This is a genomic window from Salinimicrobium sp. 3283s (genome assembly GCF_039602225.1).
Classification (GTDB): domain Bacteria; phylum Bacteroidota; class Bacteroidia; order Flavobacteriales; family Flavobacteriaceae; genus Salinimicrobium; species Salinimicrobium profundisediminis.
In genome coordinates this window covers 1,870,688-1,895,583 of record NZ_CP143631.1, presented here as the reverse complement: position 1 = coordinate 1,895,583, position 24,896 = coordinate 1,870,688, and the positions used below count along the sequence as shown (strand labels likewise).

The 24,896-nt window shown below is 42.4% G+C and carries 23 protein-coding genes; 10 read left to right on the top strand and 13 right to left on the bottom strand.

Annotation, left to right across the window (positions count from 1 at the left end; translation table 11 throughout):
* Positions 1 to 7: 7 nt before the first annotated feature.
* Both VS868_RS08370 and uvrC read right to left on the bottom strand, forming a co-directional pair.
* Positions 8 to 2,230 (bottom strand): patatin-like phospholipase family protein, encoded by a 2,223-nt coding sequence (locus tag VS868_RS08370; protein WP_345596643.1) that lies wholly within the window; start codon positions 2,228 to 2,230, stop codon positions 8 to 10.
* The gene (gene uvrC / locus VS868_RS08365; RefSeq protein WP_345596641.1) at positions 2,223 to 4,022 is read right to left on the bottom strand and encodes an excinuclease ABC subunit UvrC; all 1,800 of its coding nucleotides are present in this window, start codon (positions 4,020 to 4,022) and stop codon (positions 2,223 to 2,225) included. The genes VS868_RS08370 and uvrC overlap by 8 nt, the downstream gene beginning before the upstream one ends.
* 251 nt (positions 4,023 to 4,273) lie before the next feature.
* On the opposite strand from uvrC, the gene VS868_RS08360 reads away from it, so the two are divergent.
* The 6 genes from VS868_RS08360 to VS868_RS08335 are packed head-to-tail and all read left to right on the top strand — an operon-like array spanning position 4,274 to position 9,038.
* On the top strand, positions 4,274 to 4,699 hold the full coding sequence (locus tag VS868_RS08360; protein ID WP_266068081.1) for a RimK/LysX family protein: 426 nt from the start codon (positions 4,274 to 4,276) through the stop codon (positions 4,697 to 4,699).
* A complete protein-coding gene (gene rimK / locus VS868_RS08355; RefSeq protein ID WP_265162311.1) occupies positions 4,696 to 5,568 on the top strand; it encodes a 30S ribosomal protein S6--L-glutamate ligase in 873 nt (290 codons plus the stop codon). The genes VS868_RS08360 and rimK overlap by 4 nt, the downstream gene beginning before the upstream one ends.
* Before the next feature lie 3 nt (positions 5,569 to 5,571).
* Positions 5,572 to 6,573 (top strand): succinylglutamate desuccinylase/aspartoacylase family protein, encoded by a 1,002-nt coding sequence (locus VS868_RS08350; RefSeq protein ID WP_345596634.1) that lies wholly within the window; start codon positions 5,572 to 5,574, stop codon positions 6,571 to 6,573.
* Positions 6,548 to 7,120: a 5-formyltetrahydrofolate cyclo-ligase gene (locus VS868_RS08345; protein ID WP_266068083.1), complete on the top strand. Its 573-nt coding sequence runs from the start codon at positions 6,548 to 6,550 to the stop codon at positions 7,118 to 7,120. Before VS868_RS08350 ends, VS868_RS08345 begins: the two co-directional genes overlap by 26 nt.
* A 48-nt stretch (positions 7,121 to 7,168) precedes the next feature.
* Positions 7,169 to 8,620 carry a PAS domain-containing sensor histidine kinase gene (locus tag VS868_RS08340; RefSeq protein WP_266068084.1) on the top strand — a complete coding sequence of 484 codons (1,452 nt, stop codon included), beginning with the start codon at positions 7,169 to 7,171 and terminating at the stop codon, positions 8,618 to 8,620.
* 4 nt (positions 8,621 to 8,624) lie between these two features.
* Positions 8,625 to 9,038 (top strand): response regulator, encoded by a 414-nt coding sequence (locus VS868_RS08335; protein WP_266068085.1) that lies wholly within the window; start codon positions 8,625 to 8,627, stop codon positions 9,036 to 9,038.
* On the opposite strand, the gene VS868_RS08330 is transcribed toward VS868_RS08335, so the two are convergent.
* The 7 genes from VS868_RS08330 to gdhA all read right to left on the bottom strand — a co-directional run bounded on the left by VS868_RS08330 (position 9,035) and on the right by gdhA (position 18,972).
* Positions 9,035 to 9,670: a lipoprotein signal peptidase gene (locus VS868_RS08330; protein ID WP_266068086.1), complete on the bottom strand. Its 636-nt coding sequence runs from the start codon at positions 9,668 to 9,670 to the stop codon at positions 9,035 to 9,037. The two genes, VS868_RS08335 and VS868_RS08330, sit on opposite strands and share 4 nt — an antisense overlap.
* Before the next feature lie 34 nt (positions 9,671 to 9,704).
* A complete protein-coding gene (locus VS868_RS08325; RefSeq protein WP_266068087.1) occupies positions 9,705 to 10,325 on the bottom strand; it encodes a hypothetical protein in 621 nt (206 codons plus the stop codon).
* Positions 10,326 to 10,397: 72 nt separating this feature from the next.
* Positions 10,398 to 10,781: a TraR/DksA C4-type zinc finger protein gene (locus VS868_RS08320; protein WP_097054928.1), complete on the bottom strand. Its 384-nt coding sequence runs from the start codon at positions 10,779 to 10,781 to the stop codon at positions 10,398 to 10,400.
* Positions 10,782 to 10,786: 5 nt separating this feature from the next.
* Positions 10,787 to 14,191: an isoleucine--tRNA ligase gene (gene ileS, locus VS868_RS08315; RefSeq protein WP_266068163.1), complete on the bottom strand. Its 3,405-nt coding sequence runs from the start codon at positions 14,189 to 14,191 to the stop codon at positions 10,787 to 10,789.
* A gap of 128 nt (positions 14,192 to 14,319) precedes the next feature.
* A complete protein-coding gene (locus VS868_RS08310) occupies positions 14,320 to 16,728 on the bottom strand; it encodes a TonB-dependent receptor (RefSeq protein WP_345596627.1) in 2,409 nt (802 codons plus the stop codon).
* Positions 16,725 to 17,447, bottom strand: a complete 723-nt coding sequence (gene recO / locus VS868_RS08305; protein ID WP_345596625.1) for a DNA repair protein RecO — start codon at positions 17,445 to 17,447, stop codon at positions 16,725 to 16,727. Before recO ends, VS868_RS08310 begins: the two co-directional genes overlap by 4 nt.
* Positions 17,448 to 17,628: 181 nt before the next feature.
* The gene (gdhA, locus tag VS868_RS08300; protein ID WP_345596623.1) at positions 17,629 to 18,972 is read right to left on the bottom strand and encodes an NADP-specific glutamate dehydrogenase; all 1,344 of its coding nucleotides are present in this window, start codon (positions 18,970 to 18,972) and stop codon (positions 17,629 to 17,631) included.
* A gap of 184 nt (positions 18,973 to 19,156) precedes the next feature.
* On the opposite strand from gdhA, the gene VS868_RS08295 reads away from it, so the two are divergent.
* Positions 19,157 to 19,933, top strand: a complete 777-nt coding sequence (locus VS868_RS08295) for a glutamate dehydrogenase (RefSeq protein ID WP_345596621.1) — start codon at positions 19,157 to 19,159, stop codon at positions 19,931 to 19,933.
* A 57-nt stretch (positions 19,934 to 19,990) separates the two neighbouring features.
* Here the strand turns inward: VS868_RS08295 and VS868_RS08290 are convergent, their stop codons facing one another.
* The 3 genes from VS868_RS08290 to VS868_RS08280 all read right to left on the bottom strand — a co-directional run bounded on the left by VS868_RS08290 (position 19,991) and on the right by VS868_RS08280 (position 22,283).
* Positions 19,991 to 20,554, bottom strand: coding sequence for a PIN domain-containing protein (locus tag VS868_RS08290; protein WP_266068091.1), 564 nt, complete (start codon positions 20,552 to 20,554; stop codon positions 19,991 to 19,993).
* A complete protein-coding gene (locus VS868_RS08285; protein WP_345596618.1) occupies positions 20,544 to 21,023 on the bottom strand; it encodes a helix-turn-helix domain-containing protein in 480 nt (159 codons plus the stop codon). The genes VS868_RS08290 and VS868_RS08285 overlap by 11 nt, the downstream gene beginning before the upstream one ends.
* 117 nt (positions 21,024 to 21,140) lie before the next feature.
* A complete protein-coding gene (locus VS868_RS08280; protein WP_345596616.1) occupies positions 21,141 to 22,283 on the bottom strand; it encodes a cystathionine gamma-synthase in 1,143 nt (380 codons plus the stop codon).
* A gap of 93 nt (positions 22,284 to 22,376) precedes the next feature.
* Between VS868_RS08280 and VS868_RS08275 the strand changes: the two genes are divergently transcribed.
* From VS868_RS08275 to VS868_RS08265, 3 genes are read left to right on the top strand one after another with little or no spacing between them, the layout of a single operon-like run.
* On the top strand, positions 22,377 to 23,156 hold the full coding sequence (locus VS868_RS08275; protein WP_345596613.1) for a DUF3298 domain-containing protein: 780 nt from the start codon (positions 22,377 to 22,379) through the stop codon (positions 23,154 to 23,156).
* Positions 23,157 to 23,165: 9 nt separating this feature from the next.
* Positions 23,166 to 23,519: an ArsC/Spx/MgsR family protein gene (locus tag VS868_RS08270; protein ID WP_266068095.1), complete on the top strand. Its 354-nt coding sequence runs from the start codon at positions 23,166 to 23,168 to the stop codon at positions 23,517 to 23,519.
* Positions 23,512 to 24,411, top strand: coding sequence for a DMT family transporter (locus VS868_RS08265; protein ID WP_345596610.1), 900 nt, complete (start codon positions 23,512 to 23,514; stop codon positions 24,409 to 24,411). Before VS868_RS08270 ends, VS868_RS08265 begins: the two co-directional genes overlap by 8 nt.
* Here the strand turns inward: VS868_RS08265 and VS868_RS08260 are convergent.
* Complete coding sequence (locus tag VS868_RS08260) at positions 24,395 to 24,889, bottom strand: thioesterase family protein (RefSeq protein ID WP_266068097.1); 495 nt, start codon at positions 24,887 to 24,889, stop codon at positions 24,395 to 24,397. The genes VS868_RS08265 and VS868_RS08260 overlap by 17 nt on opposite strands.
* Positions 24,890 to 24,896: the final 7 nt, after the last annotated feature.

The following is a 24,896-nucleotide window of genomic DNA, read 5'->3' as shown; positions in this document are numbered from 1 at the left end:
AGGACCTCTAAAACCAGAAGCCCAGGCTAAAATACCACTGACTTTCCTTCCTTTCGGGGGAAATAGAATATTTTACCTCAACAGGGCCTAAGAAGGTCTCCAAGCCGTATCCTATAGCATATCCCGAATACTCCGGCCACTTGATCCATTTCCCTCCTTCAAAAAGTTCATTTTCAACATTGGCAAAATTAGCGCTAAGAATAAGGTGGCTGTTTTCCAGAAATTTGTAATCAAGCTCCAGCAAAGCTTTAGTAAAACTATCTCCCGAAAGATTTACAAATTCATACCCGTAAAAAGAGGTAAAATTGTTTATGAAGTCATTGCCGTAACCGCCCAAAAAGAAGTCAAAAATATTATTTGAACGACTACCAATCCTGAACCCCGCTTCCGAAGAAATTCTTACCGCCAACTGCTCTACAGGAGAAAAAGCAGCTCCAAGAGTTCCCTTTGTAACAGAAAACGGTGAAAAATCATCTCTTGATGAGAGGAGGTGCCAGTGAAAATCACTTTCAAAATAAACCCCGCGTGTGGGAAAATATTTAGAATCCCTGCTGTCGTAAAGCAAATATCCGAAAGGAGCATAATAAGAGCTGTCATCAAACTCGCCATTTGACGGTTGTGCAGGACCTGAGGTATTAAGAGTCTCTGAAGTTACACTAAGATGCTTGTGCTCCAGCCCTACCCCAAAAGAAAATACCTGCTGAAAAAGCGTCTCTAAATAAAGCTGATTTGTAAGATCTTCATAATCTATCTCCAACTTATTGATCCCTTCGCTTTCAAACCCCGAATTTTCACTAGCGAGGTCAAACGAAACTCCTTTGCTAAAGCTATTGTACCTTGACCTAAACCCCACGCTCCAATAGTAGCCTTTATCAATATAGTAGTTGAAGTTATACCTGAAGTTATCTCCCAGGACCACATCAAGGGAACTTACATCATTAGCCACAAGTAAGCTTTTATGGGTAATATTAAGGAGCACACCGCTGTGATAGACATTGTCATAATGCACACCCATTCTCAAAAGAGTTTTACTTGAATTTTCCTCGAGTTGCAGCACAAGGGCGTGACCTCCGTTTGAAGGAACCAGCCGGTAATTTATCCGGTTAAAGTTCCTGGTGGCCGAAAGGTTATTGATGCCAAGGTTTAAATCTCTGTAGGTAATAGTATCGGGCGACTGAATTTTCAATTTTCCCATAATATACGCCCTGGGATAAGAGGTGTTCCCTTCTATCTGTACCCCGGTGATGTATAAAGATTCTACAGGTGAGATGTGATTCTGCGGTGCCGGCTTTTCTTTCTGCCTGGCCGCGATCTCCTTCAGGTTAGGTAATATTGCCCGCGCAGCGGCCTCGCCTTCATCAATGATCTCCCGGCCTTTTTCAAAAGAAACTACAGAGAAAGGTTTGATGTCAGGATCTATATAAACATCGGTCTTTTCAATTTTGTCGCGCATATCGGTGATGGTCCTGAAGTTACTTACCTGGGTAAGAATATCAAAAACCGACCTGAGTTCATCCCTCTTCATAAGGGTGTCCTGCACATCGACACCAATAATGATATCTGCCCCCCTGCGCTTCACCTCTTCTACCGGATAATTATTTACAACTCCCCCGTCTACCAGCAATTGGCCGTCAATGATCACGGGACTGAACAGGCTTGGGATGGCTGCACTTGCCGAAATGGCCTGCGGTAGATGCCCCTCATCAAGCAAAACTTCCTTTCCGGTTTCAATGTTGGCAGCAACAGCGAAAAAAGGAATAGGCAAAGCCTCAAAATCCTGATTTTCCTCCAAATGCAGCGTTAGCTTAGACATGAGGTTGTAGACATTTTGCCCCCTTGAAAGCGCAGACGGGAAACTAATATTAAAGCTATCAAAGGGCAGCGTAAGCGCATATTTTTCTGAATCCCTTTTCTCGTAAAAAGTCTTGGCACTGCGGGGTAGTTCGTCCTGGAGCAGGATATTAAAGTTGATGGTTTGAAAAATACTGTCCAGCTGGTGAGCCGAATAGCCTGCAGAATAAAGAGCCCCAACAATAGCCCCCATGCTGGTACCGCCAATAACATCAATGCGCACCCCGGCTTCTTCGAGCACCTTAAGCACCCCAATATGAGCCAGGCCTTTGGCCCCGCCCCCACTAAGCACCAACCCTACCTTTGGATCTTCCTGCTCCTGGGCAATTCCCGGCAGAAGCCCCAAAAAAAGGAAAAATATGCACAGTTTTTTATTCATTTTCTGAATGGTAAAATTGATAGATCAGCGTGGCTTTAGATTTCCCAATCACCGAAGATAAACTTTCTATCGACGCTTCTTTCACTCTTTTTACAGACCTGAAATTCTTGAGCAACTCAACCACGGTTTTTTCTCCAATTCCCGGAATCTCTTCAAGTTCGGTATTAAGGGCAACACTGCTGCGCTTTTGCCTGTGAAAGGTAATACCAAACCGGTGCGCTTCATTCCTTAACTGCTGAATGATCTTAAGGGTCTCCGATTTTTTATCGAGGTATAAAGGAATAGAATCTCCCGGATAAAAAATCTCTTCCAGCCTTTTTGCTATCCCAATAATGGCGATCTTCCCTCTTAGCCCAAGTGTCTCCAAAGCTTTTACTCCCGAAGACAACTGGCCTTTCCCACCGTCTACAATCACCAGCTGCGGCAAAGGTTCACCTTCTTCCAGGAGTCTGCGGTAGCGCCTGAAGACTACCTCTTCCATAGAAGCAAAATCGTTAGGCCCCTCAACAGTTTTAATATTGAATTTGCGGTAATCTTTTTTACTGGCTTTCCCATCTTTAAAGACCACACAGGCTGCCACAGGATTACTCCCCTGGATATTTGAGTTGTCAAAACATTCAATATGCCTTGGCTCCTCGTTTAGCCTGAGGTCCTGTTTCATCTGGGCCATAATACGGTTTACATGCCGGTCTGGATCTACGATCTTCATTTGCTTGAAACGCTCCTGCCTAAAGTATTTTGCATTTCTTGTAGAGAGATCTACAATTTGTTTCTTGTCTCCCAATACGGGCACAGTCACCTTAATTTCTTCACCCACATCAACCTTAAAAGGAACATATATTTCACGGGTGAGAGAATTGAACCTTTGCCTGATCTCGGTGATGCCCAGCTCCAGGAGTTCCTGGTCTGTTTCGCTAAGCTTCTTCTTCATTTCTATGGTATGAGACCTTATAATGGCCCCGTGCGACAATTGTAAAAAATTCACATAGCCATACCCCTCATCGCTCACAATCGAGAACACATCTACATTGTTGATCTTTGGGTTCACCACTGTAGACTTTGCCTGATAGTTCTCTAAAATGTCAATTTTGGTCTTGATTTTTTGCGCCTCCTCAAATTCCATTTTTTCGGCGTGATCTTTCATTTGCTGCCGAAACTGCTGTAAAGAGTCCTTAAAATTTCCTTTGACGATTTGGCGTATGGCGTCAATCTTTTTCTGGTACTCTGCTTCAGCTTCATAGGCTTCACAAGGCCCCATGCAGTTCCCAAGATGGTACTCCAGGCACACTTTATACTTCCCGTTCCTTATTTTATCTTCAGCAAGGTCATAGTTACAGGTGCGAAGAGGATAAACGCCCTTAATCAAGTCCATAAGCGTGTGTATGGTCTTAAAACTGGTAAAAGGGCCGTAGTATTCACTGCCATCCTTAACTAAGCGGCGAGTAGCAAAAACCCTCGGAAATCTCTCATTTTTGATACATATCCACGGGTAAGTCTTATCGTCTTTCAACATTACATTGAAGCGCGGCTGGTGCTTCTTAATGAGGTTATTTTCCAGGAGAAGCGCATCGGTTTCCGAAGAAACCACGATATGCCTTATCTCATGGATTTTTTTCACCATCACGCGAATGCGATGGCTATCATTGTTCTTGGTAAAGTATGAAGTGACCCTTTTTTTGAGGTTTTTAGCTTTTCCCACGTAAAGGATCCTTCCGTTTTTGTCAAAGTACTGGTAGACCCCCGGATTTTCGGGGAGGGTTTTTAATTGTACTTCCAGCTTATTTTCCTCCATGCTTCAAAGGTAAAATATTAGAATTTGCCTTTTTGGGTAGGTTCGGGTGTATAGTGTTAAAAATTTTTTCTGAAGCTTCAGGTGTCAAAAATGTCAAAAAGAAGGATTACTTAGGAAGAAACCGGAATCATAAAAGAGCTTTAAAGAACCTTCCGAAGCATAAAACCAATGGGGAGTTACTTCATTTTCAGCAGAATATATTTTCAGAAATAGTTAAGATTTTAAAAATCTGCTTTTAGTACCTTGCGTTCATGGAAAAAATTACCATTGGCCGTTTTGACAAGGCAGATTTTCCCGATCTACACCTCGAAGACATAGCAGTTAAGGTAGATACAGGAGCTTACACCTCATCCATCCACTGCGATCACATCGTGGAAGAAAAAGGGGTGCTAAAATGCACATTTTTGGATGAAGAGCACCCGCTGTACAATGGCCGCACTTACAGGTTTAAAGACTATGATATTGTTTTTGTGAAAAGCAGTAATGGCATTGTTCAAAAGCGTTATCAAATCCAGACCACGATCACCCTGTTTGGAAAGACCCGGAAAATTTCCCTGTCCCTTTCGGCTCGGCAGGAGATGAGATTTCCCGTACTTTTGGGCCGTAAATTTATAACTAGAAAATATATCGTAGATACCGAGTATTACGATCTCTCTTTTAAGAAGAAACAAGAATGAATATAAAGATCCTTTCCAGGAACAGCAGCCTGTACTCCACGCAACGGCTTGTAGAGGCAGCTAAAAAAAGGCATCACGATGTCGAGATCATTGACCCTCTCAAGTGTGACCTCATTATTGAAAAGAAACACCCGAGTATTTACTACAAAGGCAGGCATATTGAAGACGCCGATGCTGTAATTCCGAGAATTGGGGCTTCGGTTACTTTTTACGGTACTGCAGTGGTACGTCAATTTGAGATGATGGGCGTTTTTTCTACTACCGAGTCACAATCTCTGGTAAGGAGCCGTGATAAACTGAGAAGCCTGCAGGTACTCTCTCGCGCCAGGCTTGGACTTCCTAAAACCGTGTTCACCAATTATTCTAAAGATGTTGGGGAAGTTATAGACCACGTGGGAGGTGCCCCTTTGATCATTAAATTGCTTGAAGGAACCCAGGGCCTTGGAGTTGTTCTTGCTGAGACCAAAAACGCAGCCGAATCGGTCATTGAAGCTTTTAACGGGCTGCAGGCAAGGGTAATTGTACAGGAGTTTATCAAGGAAGCCGGTGGTGCCGATATACGGGCATTTGTTGTGGATGGCCATGTAGTTGGAGCCATGAAGAGACAGGGAAAAGAAGGGGAATTTCGTTCTAATCTTCACCGTGGCGGTACTGCAAGCATCATTCAGCTTACAGACGACGAAGAGAACGCAGCCATTAAAGCAGCCAAAGCAATGGGACTGGGTGTTGCCGGTGTAGACATGCTACAAAGCTCCCGCGGACCGCTTATTCTTGAAGTAAATTCTTCTCCGGGCCTAGAAGGCATAGAAGAAGCCACTGGAAAAGATATAGCTAAAACCATTATTCGTTATATTGAGCGAAATGTTTAGTATATGGCATCTATAGATGAGAACAATGTTCTTGAGATCTTAGGGAAAAGAGTACCTCCCGGCAAAAGTGCAACGATTAACTTTAACATGGCCAAACTCTACACCACTACCCATGTAGAAGTGCCAATTATTATTGAAAGGTCAAAAAAACCCGGCCCGGTGGTACTTATCACCGCGGGGATTCACGGTGATGAGATCAATGGCGTAGAGGTGGTGCGCCAGCTTATAGTAAAAGAAATAAACAAACCTGCCAGGGGCACCGTGATTTGTATTCCTATTCTAAATGTCTTCGGATTTTTAAATATGGCACGCGAATTCCCTGATGGGCGCGACCTTAACAGGGTTTTCCCGGGTTCCAAAAATGGCTCTTTGGCCAGCCGTTTTGCTTACCAGTTTGTACAAAAGATACTGCCGGTAGCCGATTTTTGTATGGACTTTCATACCGGCGGGGCAAGCCGGTTTAACGCTCCTCAAATCAGGATTAAAAAAGGAGAGGAAATGGCCATGCACTATGCCAGGATCTTTAATGCACCTTTTACGATCATCTCCAAGACCATTACCAAATCATACAGGGAAACCTGTGCAAAACAGGGCAAACCGGTGCTGCTCTTTGAAGGAGGAAAATCACAGGACAGCAACAAAACCATTGCAAAACAGGGGGTAGAAGGGGTGATGCGCATTCTTGATCATTTTGAAATGCTCAAGCCAAAATTTGATGTGCCCGATCCTACAGGGGAAACAATTATTATAGAATACAGCAGCTGGATGAGGGCAAAATACAGTGGCCTTCTACATGTAAAGATCCCCTGCGGCAAACACGTGGAAAAAGGTGAATATATTGCTACTATTACCGACCCTTACGGAAAGCTGAGGCACAAAGTAAAAGCTCCAAATACAGGTTACATTATAAATGTGAATGAATCGCCCATTGTTTACCAGGGGGATGCCATTTTCCATATTTCTCTTTCAAAAGAATCCTATGAACAAGAAACAGCTTCGGCTTGAGTACAAAGAACTAAGAGACTCCCTCACCCCGGAACACATTGAAAAAGGCAGCCTGGAGATTGCCAATCGCCTTTTAGATCTTCCTATTTGGAACTTTTCTTATTACCACCTGTTTCTGAGTATTTCAGAAAAAAAAGAAGTTGACACACAGCTCATTTTACACATCCTGCAGGGCAAGGATAAGAATATTGTACTCTCAAAATCCGATTTCAAAAGTGGCTCTCTTACCAATTACCTGCTCACAGACTCCACCGTTATTAAAGTTAACGACTGGGGAATTCCGGAGCCGGTAGATGGCATTGAGATCCCGGCTACAAAAATTGATGTGGTTTTTATTCCGCTACTGGTTTTTGATAAAAAAGGCAACCGAATAGGCTACGGAAAAGGATTCTACGACAGGTTTCTTTCCCTTTGCACAAAAGAAGTAGTAAAAGTAGGATTATCGCTATTTCCAGCTGAAGAAGAGATTAAAGAAATTAACGAACACGACGTTCCATTGGACTACTGCATCACTCCCGGCAAAATATATAATTTCAAAAATTTGTAAACCTACTGGTTTTCAATTACATTTATTACCTCCCTTATTGGAATTTTAATGCTCAACGATCTCCAGTTAAACAGTATTTTAGAAGACTTTGATGTTGCTTATTGGAAAATCAATGTCTTCTCGAAAAAGATTTCCTGGTCTCCTCACTTCAATCATCTGGTAGGAGATCCAGATACAGGAGGTGACCATTTTGAGTACTTTCTCAATAACATTCTACACAAAGATTACCGGTATGACTTCAGGGAGCATTTTGAAGATCTTACCACTCATTCTAAACCCTTTAATGCTGAAGTCCGCATCAAGCTGGAGAACGGAAAATACCGGTGGTTCGAATGCAGAAATTTAAAAGGTAAAGAAGGTGCTTTTGGTGATACAGCCATACTCATGTTTGTGAACATTCACCAGGCAAAGAGAGACGAATACACCATTGAAGAGAATTTCTTCTACTATCACGAAACTGCTGAAATGACCTCTACGGGTGGCTGGTATTACGATGTGACTTCGGGAGCTGTGTACTGGGATAATGTAACGAAAAAGATTTTAGATTGCCCTTTAGATCATGAGCCAAAGCCCGAAGATAAAATGCGTTTCTATGCCGAAGATCACCGGGAAAAAGTGACAGACATGTTCCATAAATGTTCAAAATACGGGATCCCTTTCAAGGTAGAGATAAAAATGCGTACCCTTCACAACAGGGAGTTCTGGGTGAGGGCCACTGGCAAGCCGGTTTACAATAACGACCAGGAAATTATTGGGATTCGGGGTGTCTTCCAGGATATAGATGAGCAGAAGACCAACGAATTGAACCTGCAAAATTCCCTGGATATTATAGCATCCCAAAATTCCAGATTATTCAATTTTGCACATATTGTATCTCACCAGCTACGCTGCCATAGCAGTAATTTAAACCTCATCTCCCAACTTCTTGAAGAGTCAAAATCTGTTGAAGATAAGCTTGACCTGCTTATCAATGTAAATGACATTTCAAAAAATCTCGAAAAAGCCATTGTTGAGCTCAATACAATAGTTACAAAACAGAACAACCTTAAAAAAGAACGCCGGGTGGTGAAATTTAAAGATGCTCTAGATGTAGTTATCGCCTCTGCACATTCTCTTATCAAGAGAGAAAATGCGGAGATCATCGCCGAATTTAATCAGTTGAACGAAATAAATTACATTTCGGAATATCTGGAAAGTATTTTGCTAAATTTGATCACCAATGCCATAAAGTACAGGTTCGAAGGCAGAAAACCAGTGATCTTTATCCAGACCTACAAAGAGAATGGAGAAAACATTCTTGAGATAAGCGACAACGGGATGGGTATTGATCTTGATGAGCACGGGGATAAAATGTTTGGCATGTACAAAACCTTCCACCGGCATCCCGAAGCAAACGGAATAGGCTTATTTATTACCAAAAATCAGGTGGAAACCATGGGAGGAAAAATTTCTGTGACCAGTACAGTGAACATTGGCACCACTTTTAAAATTACTCTCTAATTCTATGGATCATCCAATAGAACTTGCCTGTATCATTGACGATGACAGGATCTATGTTAACCTGGTAAAGAAGATCATCGAGATCAAAAAGCTTTCCCAAAACCTTATCATCTTCAAAAATGGCAAAGAAGCGCTTGATTACTTTAAAGCTATTCTCGGGAACATAAGTGAAAACAGGCTGCCCGATATCATTTTTCTAGATCTCAATATGCCGGTGATGGACGGCTGGGAATTTCTTAGTGAATTTGTAAAGATCAAGAATAACTTCAATAAGAAGATAACGCTGTATGTAGTAAGTTCTTCAATAGATCCCAGGGACCTGCAAAGGGCTAAATCCTTTAACCTGGTTACAGATTACCTGATCAAGCCCATAGAGCTAAAACAATTTGAGAAGATCTTTGATCAGGACGTCGCTTAATTAACGGTTTCTTTCGACTGTTCCTGCTCTTTTTTATCCTGCGGAAAAACTTTCTTGTTAAAGATGATCAATAGGAAAAAACCTACAGTAATGGCAGAGTCGGCGATGTTGAATACAGGCTCAAAAAAGGTAAAATACTCACCTCCCCATATTGGAAGCCACTCGGGCAGGTAACCAGACCATAAAGGGAAATACAGCATATCTACAACATGGCCGTACAACATAGGAGCATAACCTCCCGCTTCGGGCATAAAATCGGCTACCTGATTGTAGCTGTGCTCGAAGATCACTCCATAAAAAACTGAATCTATAATATTACCCACGGCCCCTGCAAAGATCAAAGCTATGGCAGTGATAAGCGTCCTTGATCCATTTTTTCTCACCGAATCCCATAACCAGTAGCCAATAAAGGGCACCGCAATTAACCGGAAGGTGGTAAGCAGTAATTTCCCGTACTCGCCGGGAATCTGGGCGCCCCACGCCATACCTTTATTCTCCACAAAAAGAATCCTGAACCAGTCAAAAACCCTTATTTCATCTCCCAACATAAAGTGGGTTTTAATATAGAATTTTGAAACCTGATCAATTAAGAGGATCACAACTATAAGGGCAGAAGCTTGTTTTAAGGACATTGAAAGTTTTTTAAGCGGAGTAAAAATACTAATATTATTTAGTTTCAGTAAGCTTTATATCCCCGTTAATACTGGTTAATACCATATTGTGAACTCCATCGGGAACTTGTGGTACATTCACAGTGCCATGCCTTGTTTTCGCCTCCACATTCACCTTGCTCACCGTTCCCAGGATGTTACCGTCATAAGTATTGATCACTGCTTCCCCGCTGAAGTCGCTAAGGTAACAGGAGCCATTCTTCAGCTCAATAAATACCGACTTATACCTGCCCGAAAGATAGACACTGGCTGTGTTAGAATTTATCTGCAGCAGCATACCTTCAGGTATTTCAAGGTCAACTTCCATAGAAAAAACTTTATGGGCACTCAATTTGTCATAACCACTCTGCAAAATTTTCATGTAGCGGGAGCTCAAAAGAAGAGTATTGCCTTCAAGTTTGGTGTCGAGACTAATCTGGTTGAAGTATTCTCCTTCTGTTTTAGTCTTAATCTGGATCTCTTCTCTAGTGCTTGCTTTAATATTGATCCTGTAAATCTCGTCACTGGACAAAACGATTTTGTCAAGGTGAGCTGAAGCTAAAACATCCTGCGTCACCTTCTGCGCACTTGCCGAAAGAGATAATATGAAGAGGAAAATAACGAGATATGATTTCATAGCGGGAAAAAAACAAAAAACGCTCCAAACCTAACGGCAGGAGCGTTTTTTATCATGAGATAACATCACAGTTTATCGCTGCATGTTTTTTGCCTCAATACTAAGGGTAGCATGAGGAACCAGTTTTAATCGCTCTTTAGCAATTAACTTCCCGGTAACTCTGCAAATTCCGTAGGTTTTGCTCTCAATGCGCACAAGGGCATTCTTCAGGTCACGAATAAATTTTTCCTGGCGAATAGCCAGCTGCGAGTTAGCCTCTTTACTCATTGTTTCACTGCCTTCTTCAAAAGCCTTGAACGTGGGAGAGGTGTCATCTGTACCATTGTTCCCGTCGTTCATGTAGGCGCTCTTGTAAAGTTCCAGCTGCTCCTTTGCCTTCTCAATTTTGGCAAGGATCAATGTCCTGAATTCCGCCAGCTCTGCATCGCTGTAGCGTTCTTTTACTTCTGTTGACATAGTTCTTAATGTTTTTTAATTAACAACCTTGTGGTCACTTCATCAAAAGAAACTTCCAGTCCGTTGTTCACTTCTTCTGCTAAGTCGAGATTTGCAGTGAGGGTTTCGGTTTTAATATATTGAATATTTTGTTGAACAGCATCCTCGACAGTGCCGTCCTTTTGTAGGGTCACATCTATTTTATCTGTCACTTCAAAGCCAGAATCCTTACGCATGTTTTGAATGCGGTTCACCAGCTCTCTAGCAATCCCCTCTTTCTTGAGTTCATCAGAAATGGTGATATCTAAAGCAACAGTAATATTTCCAGAGTTGGCTACTAACCAGCCCTCAATATCCTGGGAGGTTATTTCTACATCTCCGCTTTCTAATGTAAGCGAATTCCCGTTAATATCAACTTCAATTTTTCCGTCGCGCTCAATTTTTTTGATGTCTTCTGCGGAAAAACTATTGATCTTAGCCGCCACCTGCTTCATGTCTTTTCCAAAACGGGGGCCCAGAACTTTAAAATTAGGCTTGATTTGCTTTACCAAAATGCCCGAAGCATCATCAATAAGCTCAAGCTCCTTCACATTCACTTCAGATTTGATGAGCTCAGCCACTGCCGCAATTTCCTTTCTTTGCTGCTCATCCAGAATAGGGATCATTACTCGCTGCAAAGGCTGGCGCACTTTGATCATCTCTTTTTTCCGAAGCGAAAGTACAAGCGAAGAGATGGTTTGCGCTTTTTGCATTTGACGCTCCAGCTCCTTATTCACATAACTGTGATCTACCTCGGGGAAATTCGCTAAATGTACCGACTCAAAACTCTCCTTCTGAGTGGCTTTTTCAAGATCTTTGTACAACCTGTCCATAAAGAAAGGCGCCACGGGAGCTCCCAGCTTGGCTACGGTCTCAAGGCAGGTGTAAAGCGTTTGGTAAGCTGAGATTTTATCGGTACCATATTCACCTTTCCAGAATCTTCTTCGGCACAATCTCACATACCAGTTACTCAAATTCTCCTGTACAAATTCTGAAATTGCCCTTGTAGCCCGTGTAGGCTCATAATCGGCATAGAATTTATCAACATTCTCAACGAGCGTGTGCAATTCTGAAAGTATCCAGCGGTCTATTTCTGGTCTTTCCTCCAATGGCACATCGGCTTCGGAATAAGTGAAATTATCAATATTTGCGTACAAACTAAAGAAAGAGTACGTATTGTAGAGGGTTCCGAAGAATTTACGCCTTACTTCTGAAATTCCTTCAATATCAAATTTTAAGTTGTCCCATGGGTTGGCATTAGAGATCATGTACCAACGGGTGGCATCGGGCCCAAAGGCAGCAAGGGTTTCAAAAGGATCTACGGCATTACCAAGACGCTTGGACATTTTTTGCCCGTTCTTATCGAGTACAAGTCCGTTAGAAACCACATTTTTATAAGCCACATCATCAAAGGTCATGGTCGCTATAGCGTGCAGCGTATAGAACCAGCCCCTGGTCTGGTCAACACCTTCAGCTATAAAATCGGCTTTACGCCAGGTTTTTTCAACTTTTTCGGCATTTTCAAAAGGATAATGCCACTGCGAATAAGGCATAGAACCTGAATCGAACCACACGTCGATAAGATCGGCTTCGCGCTTCATTGGTTTTCCTGAACCTGATACCAGTACAATCCCATCAACCACATTTTTATGCAGGTCGACTTTGTCATAGTTGTCATCGCTAAAATCTCCAGGCTGGAAGCTTTCAAAAAGATCGGCTTCCATAAACCCGGCCTCTACGGCCCTGCTCATTTCCTGCTTCAGCTCTTCAATAGATCCTATGATCTTTTCTTCTTTCCCGTCTTCAGTCCTCCAGATAGGTAGCGGGATCCCCCAATATCTGGATCTTGAAAGGTTCCAATCATTAGCGTTGGCAAGCCAGTTTCCAAAACGGCCTTCGCCGGTAGATTTTGGCTTCCAGTTTATTTCTTTGTTCAGTTCATGCATCCGGTCTTTGACCTCTGTGATCTTGATGAACCAGGAATCAAGCGGATAATATAAAATAGGCTTATCGGTTCTCCAGCAGTTAGGATAACTGTGAAGATATTTCTCAACTTTAAAAGCCCTGTTCTCTTCTTTTAATTTGATGGCGATCTCTACATCCACCGACTTTTCGGGGGCCTCACCATCATTGTAATATTCGTTCTTGACGTATTTTCCTCCAAACTCCTTTAACTCGGGCCTGAATTTTCCCTGTAGATCTACCAGCGGAACAAGATTGTCATTCTCGTCTTTTACGAGCATTGGCGGCACCTCAGGGTTTGCCTGCTTTGCAACCATAGCATCATCGGCACCAAAAGTTGGGGCAGTGTGAACAATTCCGGTACCGTCTTCGGTGGTAACAAAATCCCCAAGAATAATCCGGAAAGCATTTTCGGGATGTTCATACGGCTGCGCATAAGGCATCAACTGCTCATACCTGCTTTCTGAAATTTCCTTACCGGTGAAAGACTTACCTGTCAAAAATGGGATTTTCTTATCCCCTTCTTTGTAAGCCTGCAAAGCCTCTTCAGAATCCACTTTTTGGAACTTCTTATCGAACTGCTTTTCGGCCAGGTCTTTTGCAACTATAACTGTAATAGGTTCAAAAGTGTACTGGTTATAAGTTTTAACCGTCACATATTCTATCCTGGGGCCAACTGTGAGGGCAGTGTTAGATGGGAGCGTCCAAGGAGTGGTGGTCCAGGCAATAAAAAATACTTCCCCTTCAATTTCTGAAAGAAAATCGGGAAGCGTTTCCTTCTTCGCCTTAAACATAGCAGTAACCGTGGTATCGGTCACATCCTGATAAGTACCGGGTTGGTTGAGCTCGTGTGAACTAAGGCCTGTTCCCGCTTTTGGGGAATAGGGTTGTATGGTATAGCCCTTGTAAATAAGGCCTTTTTTATAGATCTGGGAAAGCAGCCACCAAACGGTCTCCATGTATTTGGACTTGTAGGTAATATATGGATCATCCATATCTACCCAGTACCCCATTTTTTCAGTAAGGTCGTTCCACACATCGGTATAACGCATCACGGCATTTTTACACGCCTCGTTATATTCCTCTACACTTATCTTCTTCCCAATATCTTCTTTGGTGATGCCCAGCTCCTTCTCAACACCAAGTTCTATAGGCAGGCCGTGGGTATCCCAACCGGCTTTTCGCTTTACCTGGTAACCTTTTTGGGTTTTGAACCTGCAAAAAATATCTTTAATGGCACGCGCCATGACATGGTGAATTCCGGGTAGACCGTTTGCTGAAGGTGGCCCTTCAAAAAAGATAAACGGCTCTTCTCCATCTCTTGAAGTTATACTCTTCTCAAAAATGTCATTTTCCTTCCAGAATTGCAGAATTTCTTCGGCCACTTTTGGCAGGTCAAGTCCTTTATATTCAGGGAACTTTGCGCTCATCATCTTGTTCTTTCAAAATAGTTGCGCGAAAATAATGATTTTTAGTAAATCGAGTGGTTTAAAATAGGAAAACCTGAAGACGAGCTGATTTTTGTCAGTTCTAAATTATTTAAAATCTGAAGCTTATACTAGAAGGAGTACTGCAGGGCGAGGATCAGGTTCCTGCCGGCAGCCGCCACTCCCGATGAGTACGTGCGGTAGCGTTGATCGGTAATATTTTCAAGACTGGCAGTGACCAGCCACATTTTCCCTGCCTGGTATTGAGAACTAAAGTTAAGTGTATACCATTCAGGAGAATAAGGATCTCCATTTTCATCTATGGCATAAAGGTAGTCTTTGTCCCTTTCTGAAGGTGCCAGCTCAGAGGCGCTAATCTCTCCATTGTACTCACTAAAAAGGTCAAACCTAAGCCTGTCTTTCTCCCAAACCAGGTGTGCATTTCCAAAAAGAGGTGCTGCATGTCGCAAAGGAGCTGTTGTACCATCGTCCTGCTCTTCCTCTCCTTCAGTAATACTCAATTGCGCCTTTAATTTCAGTTGTTCGCTAAACCTGATTTTTGCCCCGGCCTCGAATCCGTACACATGCGCACGAGCCGCATTTTGAATAGCCTGCACCCTGCTGGGTTCGCCGTGATATTCAATTGTAGTTTCCCCATTGAGGTCAAAATCCCGCCGCACCAAAGCATCTTCTAGTAAGGTGTAGTAACCGGCAAGATCGAGCTTTACCACCTTATCAAAGTTCAATGCAAGCCCCAGCTCGGCATTATAGGCTTTTTCGGGCTCAAGATCGGGATTGGGCACTACCACAAGGCCGGGTGCCGAATCGAAGATCTTCCCAACATCATCTATATTGGGCGATCTAAAGCCGGTAGAAAGGTTGAATTGCCATCCAAAAATGTCATTTTGCTGCCAGTTTAATCCGGCACTTCCCGTTAAAGCGCCGGTTCGCAAATTGGCATCTGAAAACGGAAAGTCATAGGTATCCTCATCAAAAACAGCGTCTAAAAGAATGTAATTATATCTGGCCCCGGTTTGCAGAGTAAGGGAAGGATCAATTTCCCACTGCAAATTACCATAGGCAGCCAAAGATTGCCAGGTGGCATCATCGGGATATCTCGAAGTGCCGGCAGCCCACTCTCCGGTGATGATGTTCTTTTCACTCCCTTTAGACCCTACTTTGTTGTACACATATTCTGCTCCGTAAGAAAGTGTGGTAAGGCGGAAGTTCTTTTCAAAATCAAGGTTAAGAGAATAAGCATCGACTTCTTCCTGCGTATGATAAAAGATGTCATCTCCAAAAGCACGGTCATTACGGCTCTCTTCAAAATATTGGTATGCTGCAGTCAGTTTAGCTTGATTATAAATTTTTCCGTTCCCGACTTTATTAAGCTGAAAATTAGTTTGCAGCCATTCCTGTGGGCCATAATACCATTCGGCAGCTCTTAAAACTCCATTCTTTTTACGGTAAAGCCGGTCGTAACGCGGATAATCGGTAGTAGTGGAATAGATCATTCCGAGGGAAAAATTGTATTCTTCATTGGGTTTGAACCTTATTTTCTGAAGTAGATTGAGCTGTTCATATCCCGTAGGTTTTTGCACCTGCGGATTGTCATTTTCTACCATCACATCCTCCCCGTTTCGTCTCACTACATAGTTGGGGCGCAAATATTCTTCGGGCCCGTGGCTTCCCATGCGCATATCCCCAAAATCTGAATAAGAAGCACTGCTTAAGAATGCCCATTCCTTGAGACCGTAAGACAAATTGAGATGCCCGGTTTTCTCATTATTGGCAGTGGCATACCGGCTGTAAACGCGGCCGGAAAGATTTCCTCCTTTCGCCACCGAAAAAGCAGGAGAAAGGGTGAGAAAATTGATCACGCCACCAATAGCGTCGCTTCCAAAAACTAAAGATCCGGGGCCGGGAACAACTTCGGTCCTTTCAACCGAAAGTGGATCTATAGAGATCACGTTCTGCACATTACCACCCCTAAAAATGGCAGTATTCATACGAACCCCATCTACAGTGATCAACAACCTATTGGTTGCAAACCCCCTAATCATGGGGCTCCCACCTCCCAGCTGACTCTTTTGAACATATACCTGCCCGGTACTCTCCAGTAGATCGGCTGAAGTTTGAGGTGCCGCGGTAAGTATATCTTTCCGGTTAATGGTGATCACCTTTTGGGGGACCATGTTTCGGTTCTGCTCAAATTTTGAGACCGAAAGCACTACTTCTGAAAGTTCATTTTTAGTAGATGACAAATATACTTTTCCTTTCTTCTGAAGGATTTGCCGCTTGGTAGCATGAAAATCTGAATGCGAAACATGCCTGAAGAAGATGACTTCGTTAGAAGAAAAACCTGAAATATTGGCCTCCCCGTTAAAACCGGTAAGAAGGTTTTTCGACTTATCCTTGTTAAAAACTGCAACATTGAAAACAGGCTCTCCTGTTTCTTTATCAAGCACCGTAATTTCCTGAGCTGAACAAACAGAAAAAAGCAGGAAAAACAGGGCTAAACCAGAGTAAAGTCTCATCATGAATTATAGATTTCATTCATTACCGCAAGAGACTTTGGCTTGTGAAAACCCTGAAGGTGAATTTCGTAATATTTCAAAAGCATTAAAAGAAATCCCGAACGGGTGGTTTGGTTAAGTTTAATGGCAGAAAGCGCATCAAAGTCTGTGCCTAACAGGCGCTGTAGAAGTACCACGTTTTCATCATTTATGCAATCTGGATTGGTCTCCACATCCTGAAAAGTACCATCTACAAGATTAAAAACCGGCGCATCCTGTTGATAATCATCGGGGTAGAACCCAAGGTAACGGCTAAGCTTCAGCAGAAAAAGCAAATGAAAATTTACCGTACTGCTATGGGTGTCAAACCATTCAAGACTCGACTCGAAAAAATTGTAAAGGGCCGGGTTAGCTTCCTCCTCCTTAATGGCATTTTTGAGCACTTCAGAAAGGAACATCACCACACTGGCTTTCACCACATTAGTATGCAGGCTTTGATAAACTTTACCCAGTTTAGCTTCCTTCATGTACTCCATCGTACCCTTGTCTTTGTGATTGGCCACAATTTCAAGCTGGGTGAGCGGCTGAAAAAGTGAGGCTTTGAATTTGCCTTTTTTAGACTTTAGCACTCCGCGTAGCAGGTAAGTCTTTAAACCGCTTTGCAGGGTGAAACATTTCACAATAAGATCGGCTTCCCCATACTTTAAGGCGCTAAAAACAATTCCTTTGGTTGTGATCAACATGTATTACTGGTCTTTCAGGAGAAAACGGGTTTCAAAAATGGCATTTTTAAGAGGTAATATTACTTCTGCTTACCTGTCAAAAATGGCATTTTAAGCAGTTATTCTTCAGAAGCAATAAATGTAAGCTAAAAAAAGAAAAAGCCGCAAAAGCGGCCTTTTCAGAATTTATTTCAGCAAAAGTTTATACAACTCCCTGCGCTAGCATGGCGTCGGCTACTTTTACGAATCCGGCGATGTTAGCTCCTTTTACATAGTCAACGTAACCGTCTTCACCTGTACCATATTTCACACACTGGGCATGAATATCGTTCATGATTTGTTTAAGTTTTGAATCTACTTCTTCTGAAGTCCAGTTGAACCTCAGGGAGTTTTGAGACATCTCAAGTCCAGATGTTGCAACCCCACCGGCATTTGAAGCTTTACCTGGCGAGAAAAGGATCTTAGAGTCCTGGAACACTGCAATAGCTTCGGGGGTACAAGGCATGTTGGCACCCTCACCTACAAGGATACAGCCATTGTTCACAAGAGCGCGTGCGTCATCTTCCTGCAGCTCGTTTTGCGTTGCACATGGTAGCGCAATATCACACTTCACATTCCACGGAGTTTCTCCTTCAAAGTATTCGGCATCAGGATACTCGTTGAGATATTCTTTGATCCTGCCCCTTTTCACGTTCTTAAGGTCCATGATGAAAGCAAGTTTTCCGGCGTCAATTCCGGTTTTGTCATAAATATACCCTGAAGAATCGGACATGGTTACTACTTTCCCACCCAGCTGGGTAGCTTTTTCAGCAGCATACTGCGCCACGTTTCCGGAACCTGAAACCACTATAGTCTTACCTTTAATAGAGTCTTCTTTGGTCTTCAGCATATTTTCGGCAAAGTAAACGTTCCCGTAACCTGTAGCTTCGGGACGAATTAAAGATCCGCCGTAAGAAAGGCCTTTTCCGGTAAGCACTCCCGTAAATTCATTGCGAAGTCTTTTGTACTGCCCGTACAAATATCCTACTTCACGCCCCCCTACTCCAATGTCTCCTGCAGGCACATCTGTATTTGCACCAATATGACGTTGCAATTCGGTCATAAAGCTCTGGCAGAACTTCATCACCTCATTATCTGACTTTCCTTTGGGATCAAAGTCTGATCCTCCTTTACCACCGCCCATAGGCAGGGTAGTAAGGCTGTTTTTAAACACCTGCTCAAAGGCGAGGAACTTCAAAATAGAAAGGTTTACGGAAGGGTGAAAACGAAGACCACCTTTGTAAGGTCCAATGGCAGAGTTCATCTGGATCCTGAAACCACGATTCACCTGTACTTCGCCGTTATCATCTATCCAGGGCACACGAAATATGATCACGCGCTCTGGTTCGACCATACGTTCCAGTAATTTTTTATTTTGATACTTTTTATTTTTTTCAATGAATGGGATAACAGTTTCAGCAACTTCATGAACCGCCTGTAAAAACTCGGGTTCATTACTATTCCTTTTTGAAACGCTATCTAGAAATTCTTTTACATTTTGTTCCATGGTTTTGGCTAAAATTATATTAACGAAAACGTTTTATACGATTCGATGCAAATATACATTATCTGCAAAATTTAGCCTTGAAATTTTTGTTATTCCTTTTATAATTAATCATTTTCTGAAAGCCCCATAATTCCAATTTTCCTTAAGATGTTTTTATATATTTGCTCGTATCGCAATTTTCTATATGGCCAACATTCTCAAATCTTTAATGCTGGGTTTGTTCCTTTTTTTCTTCGGAAAAGGAACTGCTACCGCACAGGTGGGAATGGTAGGCCAGGAAATAGGTATAGTGGCGGGACCGGTAGCCTATTTCACCGATTACGGTTTGCGCTGGAATTTTGAAACAAATTCATCTAACGTAGGTTTTGGAGTAGGCCTGGTTTACTATCTCAACTTCGCATATAGGGCCGATTGTAATTGTTATGCCCGCTACAGTTATTTTAACGATCATTTTAGAGTTAGGGCCGAAATTGATTATCACCAGGGGGAGCTTAATCACTATGGGCCTCTTTCTCAAAAAGCAAGTACCGGTGGTGAACAGCTGCGTTCAATGATTGGAGAAGTAAAGGTTTATGAAATGGGCGCCCATCTTGAATACTACCCACTAAGCATAAGAGATTATACAGCTTTTGCCTATCCCATTGCCCCTTATGTAAGCCTTGGTTTCAACTTTGTGGGTTATGATCCTAATACTTATTCAACCCTGGGGCCACTTGATGAAAATATTTTTCCCACCTTTAAAGGTTACGTAAGCCAGGAAGAAGGCTCTACCTGGGGCGTGACCCTGGGCGCAGGATTCCGTTACAAGCTGGCAGTCTCCAGCGATTTGGTGATGAATATGCAGTGGCGGTATTACGACACCGACTGGCTGGATGGACTTGATCACGACAACCCCCAAAACAAGTTTAACGACATGATGTTCTGGTTAAACTTCGGGTATATTTATTACCTGAATTTTTAATTAGGCGGTAGACAGTAGACGGTAGGCGGGAGATTTATTGAGAGTTAGAAGCAATTATTATAGACAGGAGTGTAAATAGTTTGCTGTACTATTTAAGCCCAAATTTCTTAATCGATCAAGAATTTCAAATTCATCTAAATCAGGATTTGTTCTATTCAGAACAAGCTTTTTAAATGCTTCAACTGCTTTTTCTGGATTTAGGTCAATTATATCAGTTAAAAACTCATCACTAGATTTAGCACTTAAACCAAAAGATGCCAGGTAATCTTCAGGAAAATCCTTCAGGTTTTCAGTTACAATTATATTAGCATTAGTCTTTATAGCTGCAGCTAAAACGTGTCTGTCTTTCTCATCGGGTAATTCTAAGCTTGTTATTAGTTGCTCATAATTATCAACCATTGCGTCAGGAAATGCTCTATTAGCTATATTAATTCGTTTGGTTATTTCTTCTTCTGAAATGCCTTTTCTTCCCATTACATTAATCCATTCATCAAAAATATGTTGACTCCATTTTGGAGTAAACAATTCATAATAAGCAAACCAAAACATTAGGTCCCTAATTAGTAGAGGATAAATCACATTGGTGTCTAAAACACAAATAAACCTAACACTATGAATCATATAGACCAGATTCTTCGTCTGATTTCATCATTTGAATAATTAAATCTTCCTGCTCTTTCTTCATTCGATCTTTATAATTAGATACATCTTCAAATTTTACTCTTCGATGTTTGCCAATTTTTGTGAATGGAATTTCCCCTTTCTCTAAAAGTTTTACAAAATGAGGTCTGGAACAATTTAAAAATTCTGCTGCTGCCTGAGTCGTCATTTCAGCAGCGACAGGCACTACAGAAATGGGTTTTCCCTCACCCATGGCTTTTAAAATTTTGGCTAATAGTTTTAAAGCCTTAAGAGGAATTCTTATTTTATCTTTGGTTTCTTCTATCTCAATTTCAGGAGATTTATCTCTGATTTCTTTCAATACAGCTTCCAGCGCATTATAAGATTCAAATGCCGTAGTTTGTTCTTCCTTTGATGGTCTCTTGATATTTTTTAATTCTTCCATTGCTTCAGGAGATTGATTAAACATAAATTTAATCGAAATAAACGAAACAATCGAAATAAACGAAAATGTTTAACAAAAACTGTGACTAATAATGAAAATTAAAATTTCGAAATAGCTTTCAAAAATGACATTTTTGAAAGCTTATTCTAAAGCCTGTTGAAGGTCGTTGATGAGATCTTCTTCATCTTCAATCCCTACACTCAGTCGAATCATGGAATCTACTACCCCGGTCTTTTCCCGCTCTTTCTTCGGAATAGAGGCATGGGTCATGGTGGCAGGGTGACCCGCAAGAGACTCCACGCCGCCAAGGGATTCGGCCAGCGTAAAAACCTTCAGTTTTTCTACAAATTTCACAGCGCTTTCCATAGTTCCTTCAGCAGTGGTAAAAGAAACCATTCCGCCGAAACCGCTCATTTGCCTTTTTGCAATTTCGTGATTAGGATGATCTTGAAATCCCGGCCAGTACACATTTTCAACCTTTGGATGTGCCTTCAGAAACCTTGCTACAGCTTCCCCGTTCTCACAATGCCGCTGCATACGCAGGTGCAGGGTTTTGATGCCGCGCAGCACCAGGAAACTGTCCTGCGGCCCACACACCGCCCCGCTGGCATTCTGGATAAAATATAATTTTTGGGCAAGTTCCTGATCTTTCACTACCAGGCTCCCCATGATCACATCGCTATGCCCGCCCAAATATTTTGTAGCACTGTGCATTACAATATCGGCACCCAAATCCAGCGGCTGCTGCAAATATGGGGTTGCGAAAGTATTGTCTACCGCCAGCAACAGCCCGTACTTTTTGGCAATGCCGGCCATGGCTTCTATGTCAATGATATTCATCATTGGGTTGGTTGGAGTTTCCACCCAAATCATCCTGGTATTCTCATTGATATATTGCTCAATGTCACCAGCATTTTGCATGCTCACAAACCGGAATTTAATGCCCAATTTTTCAAAAATTCGGGTAAAAAGCCGGTAAGAACCTCCATAGAGATCATTGGTAGAAATAATCTCATCACCGGGACCAAACAGCTTTAGCACGGCATCTATTGCGGCTAGACCCGAGCCAAAAGCAAGGCCAAAATTGCCATTTTCAAGACTGGCAAGAGATCTCTCGAGGGCAGCGCGGGTAGGATTGCCGCTCCTGGAATACTCAAAACCTTTGTGGCCTCCCGGAGTATCCTGCCTGTAAGTGCTTGTCTGGTAAATGGGCGGCATTACAGATCCATAAGCAGGGTCTGTGTTCTCCTGGCCTCCATGAATGGTTTTGGTATTGAACTTCATTTTTACATTTTATTTAAGATACAAAGGTAGCATTGACCTTGGGCTTTCCCAAAATAGCCCGTACCTTTCAGATCAGTTTAACATCAAGAATTTATGTTCCGCAATTTATTGGCCCTGGTATGCCTGGCACTGGTCTTTACAGGGTGTAAACAAGACAAAGAAGAAGAAAAACCAGTAAGAAATTTAGCCCCTTTAAGCTTTCAAAAGGAGAGCCTGGTTAGAAAGGCCGGAGAACACTGTGATACGGCCGATTATGATTGTTCTATCATTGCGCTGGACGTGGTGAGGGCCAAGGGGGCTTCGGAAGTTTCAGAAAAAATAAACCGCAGGCTTGATGAACACACCATTGGGCTGGTTGCTACCCAGGAAAATCCTGATATCTCAAATCTCGAGGAACTGGCTGAAAAATTCCTGAAAGATTATCGGGATGCTGCCGAAAATTTTTCGGAAGAACCACCATGGGAAGCATACGTAGATCAAAAGGTTTATATGCAATCAGACAGCCTGATCTCTATTGGTATAACCACCGAGATATTTAGCGGTGGCGCCCACGGCTATAAAACACTTACCTTTCTTAATATTGATCCTGCCACCGGAAAAAAGTTATCCAAAAATGACATTTTTGAAGAGGATTTTTCTCCATTTGTAGAGCAAATATTTCGGCAGGAACAGGGAATTCCTGAAGATGAAAACATCAACAGCACAGGGTTCTGGTTTGAAAATGAAACCTTCAGCCTACCCGAAAATATTGGCTTTTCCGAAGAAAAAGTGATCCTTATATACAACTCTTATGAGATTGCTCCTTATGCAGCCGGGGATATCGTAATGGAAATTCCGCTGCAAGAAGTTCGGCCTTTCATGAAGATTGAATAATTTTACCCCATGAAGAAAATCTATTACCTGTCTACCTGCGATACCTGCAAAAGGATTCTAAAAGAACTTGACCCACCTGCTGATTATGAACTGCAGGACGTTAAAAAAGTACCTCTTACTTTAGACCAGCTTCAGGAATTAAAACACAGAGCGGGCACTTATGAATATCTTCTTAATAAACGGGCAAAAATGTACCAGGAGCGGGATTTAAAGAATAAACAACTCTCGGAAGAAGATTATAAAAATCTCCTTTTGGAGCATTATACTTTTCTAAAGCGACCTGTGATTATAAACAATCAAAAGATCTTTATTGGCAATTCCAAAAAGGAAGTCTCTGCCGCAAAAGCTGCGCTAAGTGAATAGCAGGCTGCTGGCTATTCTCGCAGCCATTGGTGCCGGCACTATCTATGGTATTAACCACACGGTAGCAAAAGGTTTGATGCCTGTTTACATCCAGCCATTTGGTTTTATCCTGCTGCGGGTAACGGGAGCTGCTATTCTTTTCTGGCTCATTAGCCCGTTGGGACCCAAAGAGAAAATCGCCACCAGTGACTGGCCGCGACTGCTTGGTTGTGCCGTGCTGGGAATGTGTATTAACATGCTGTTCTTCTTCAAAGGCCTTAACCTCACTACCCCAATCAACAGCTCGGTGATCACCACCATCACACCAATTATCGTGCTGGTGCTGGCTGCCATTCTTATCAAAGAAAAGATTACCCTGCTAAAAACGGTAGGAATAATAACAGGGCTTGCCGGGGCGCTTGGCCTCATACTTTTTAGCAGTAGCGAAGTAAGGAACGCCAGTAACATTCCGCTGGGAAACTTCCTGGTGCTTATTAATGCCACTTCTTACGGACTTTACCTCATCCTGGTAAAGCCGCTTACCAGCAAGTATCACCCGGTCACCCTAATGAAATGGCTTTTTACAATGGCGATTATTATCAATTTGCCGTTCACCCTGAAGGAATTCACACAGGTGGAATGGAGCAGCCTACCTACCGAAGCTATTTTTGGGATGAGCTTTGTTGTTGTAGGAACCACTTTTCTCACCTACCTGCTCAACGTATATGCACTTAGACAGCTAAGCGCCTCCACCATAAGCGCTTTTGTGTACTTACAGCCCCTTATTGCGATTATTTACGCAGTTTCAACCGGCGCCGATTCTCTGAATATGCTCAAAATAGTGGCGGCACTTCTAGTCTTTGCAGGGGTTTATATGGTAACCCGAAAGCCTAAACCTAAGCCTGCAGCATAGCCGGATCTATATCTTTTGGCTTCTTGCCATACCTCCTGGTGTCTTCACGGGTTAGGATCTTGAAATCTTCGGTGTGGGATAGGTGGTTAATATTGTCAAACAGTTCTTTTGGGAGACCTGTTAATTTGCGCTCTTTTAGATCTATCCAGCCGCCCATCATTTCACAGCTCGCAAAGTTCCTACCCTTGTGATCATAAAAATCATGGATGAATTCAAAATACATTCCGTCTTCAGAAAGGCCTTTTAATTGTAAAGTAACGGTTACCGGCTTACCTGCAAAAACTTCTTTGAAGTATGAGATATGTTCATAAAACACCACCGGCCCCAGGTTGTGCTGCGCCATTTCTTTTTGTCCGAAGCCGTTTTCCATTAGAAAACTCATTCGGGTGTGGCTCATAAAATTTATATAGGCAGTGTTAGCCAAATGCCTGTTTGCATCGATATCACTCCATCTTATTTCAAAACTCTTCTTGTACATTTTTCAA